The 1882-nt window shown below is 61.1% G+C and carries 3 protein-coding genes; 2 read left to right on the top strand and 1 reads right to left on the bottom strand.

Features of this window, described 5'->3' with window-relative positions:
* Positions 1 to 353, bottom strand: a 353-nt coding sequence (locus tag JQC81_RS34225; RefSeq protein WP_312887634.1) for a DNA translocase FtsK, incomplete at its 3' end; no start/stop codon positions are given.
* Here JQC81_RS34225 and JQC81_RS34220 point away from each other — a divergent pair.
* Both JQC81_RS34220 and JQC81_RS32245 read left to right on the top strand, forming a co-directional pair.
* Complete coding sequence (locus tag JQC81_RS34220; RefSeq protein ID WP_203275834.1) at positions 354 to 545, top strand: hypothetical protein; 192 nt, start codon at positions 354 to 356, stop codon at positions 543 to 545.
* 999 nt (positions 546 to 1544) lie between these two features.
* Positions 1545 to 1882: hypothetical protein (locus JQC81_RS32245; RefSeq protein ID WP_203275833.1), on the top strand; the 338-nt coding region annotated here is incomplete at its 3' end.

Raw genomic sequence — 1882 nt, 5'->3', positions numbered from 1 at the left:
GACACCGCGCTCATGGAGCGGGCGATGTCGTCCGCCAGCGAGATCACACGAGACGACTTCGTCCCAGGCGCAGGCTCAAGCTCGTAGAGAGTGACTACAGGGCCGGGACGGACGTTGATGATCTCACCCTTGACGTTGAAATCCCACAGCACGTTCTCGAGGGTCGCTGCATTCTCCTGCAGCACCTGGACAGGCACCTCCGCGCTGCTCCAGATCTTGGGCTCAGCCAAGAGGTCGAGCGGCGGCAGTTCGTAATCGAACGAGGCTCTGGCCGGCGCTGTGACGCCGACAGAAACCGACGCGTAGTTGTCACGGCGGAAGCTGTCGTTTGCCGGGACCGGAGCCGCAGGCACGTGGCTCACCCGCGGCTGAGTGACAACAGCTGCGCGGCGAGGCGCCTCCTCGACGATGATCTCGTCGTCCAAATCCTCTTCGACATACTCCTCGTCGACAAGCTCCTCTTCAACAAGCTCTTCGTCGAGAAGGCCCTCTTCAACGAGATCCTCTTCGTCATCCCATGGCGCAGTCTCTGGCTGGATCGGTAACGGGGCTCGAGAGGGCCTCCGCGCGACCGGGGCGGCAGGATGCGCAGCTTTGACCTGCGGCGCGGCTTTCCTGACAGGCCGAGCGTCCTCCTCCATTGCCTGAACGGGTATGGCAGAAACAGGCTGTAGCGATGGGTCCAGGAGGTAAGTCCCCGGCTGCCACATAAAGCTGTAGGATTGCTGAACTGTCTGAAGCTCATAGGGCAGCGGCGCCACAGGATTGCTCCTCGCAGGCTGCGCCGGTTGTTCGCCCCTTCTCTGCAGAGGCGTTGGCTCGGCACGCGGTGCATGTCGAGGCTCAGGCTCTACCGTCGAAGCCGGAGCTGCGGCCCGCGTGATTCGCCCACGCTCGGGCGCAGGAGCCCGATTGAAAATGCGGCCACTACCGGCGCCGGTTTCCTGGGAAGCCGCCTTGCTGCGAAGGGCCTGCAGCCTTTCCTGAACGGCCGGCGCTGGATCATCCATGCGTGTGGCAGCAATCTGTCTCGCCTGCTCCTGAATTCCGCCATCGGATGGGTGGGCACCCCCCTTCATCCGGCGTTCTTTCAGCACGCGCTCAGGCGTGCGCGTGAACCGAACCTCCGGCGACATGGAAAAGGACTGTTCCCATACTTCTCCACGCGGAGCACCATTCGCCCCCCGGCCCTGCCCTCCCTTCCCTGCGGTGGCATTGGAGGATCGTGTGCCGGACGGGATGCTCGCGGGAGCGGTGTTCCCTTGCACACGGGATCCGTCGGATGGAACTTCGCTGGCCCGATGACCTGCATGGCCTCTCGGCATCGAAACGCCGGAAGGGTCCGGCTCGTGATTATCCAGCTCAGTCTTGTAATCCTCACCTTGCGTGAGGGAGCCATAGCCATGAGCGGCGGAAGATGAGGGCCGTCGTTTGAAGTGCATTGTCTATTATGATGTTGGGACTGATCGGATCAGCCCGGGGAGAAGAGGTCTCCCTGATTACGCCTGCCAAAGGTAAAAAGAGCCTTAGGAGGGACGCACCATATGCAGCATCCGGAATTTGTCCCCAGCCCTCCCCTTCAAAGCAAGGCGCACAATTCCTATATGTATAAAGGCAGAGCGCCCGGTCTCTGCGGCTTCTCTCACGACCACATCAACAAACCTCTTGCAAAAAGCTATGTGGTGTTTATATGGGCACTTCCTTCGGGCTGGTTGGGCCTGAGGGTGTTCTTTTCCCAACAGAGCGGGTTTGAGCGGTCTGAAGCGTTTGCTTCGGCCATTCCTTTTCTGTTTTTGGGTTTGGCCAAGAGCTGTGGTGGTTCGATGGGTATCGGGCGCGCTGTTTTTGCTCCTCTGGCGGTTCTTGTCCGGCATGGGCTGCG

It is taken from the genome of Microvirga arabica (genome assembly GCF_016811235.1).
Taxonomy (GTDB): Bacteria; Pseudomonadota; Alphaproteobacteria; order Rhizobiales; family Beijerinckiaceae; genus Microvirga; species Microvirga arabica.
Note: the sequence above shows the minus strand (reverse complement) of the source record. Positions and strands in the feature narration are given on the sequence as shown.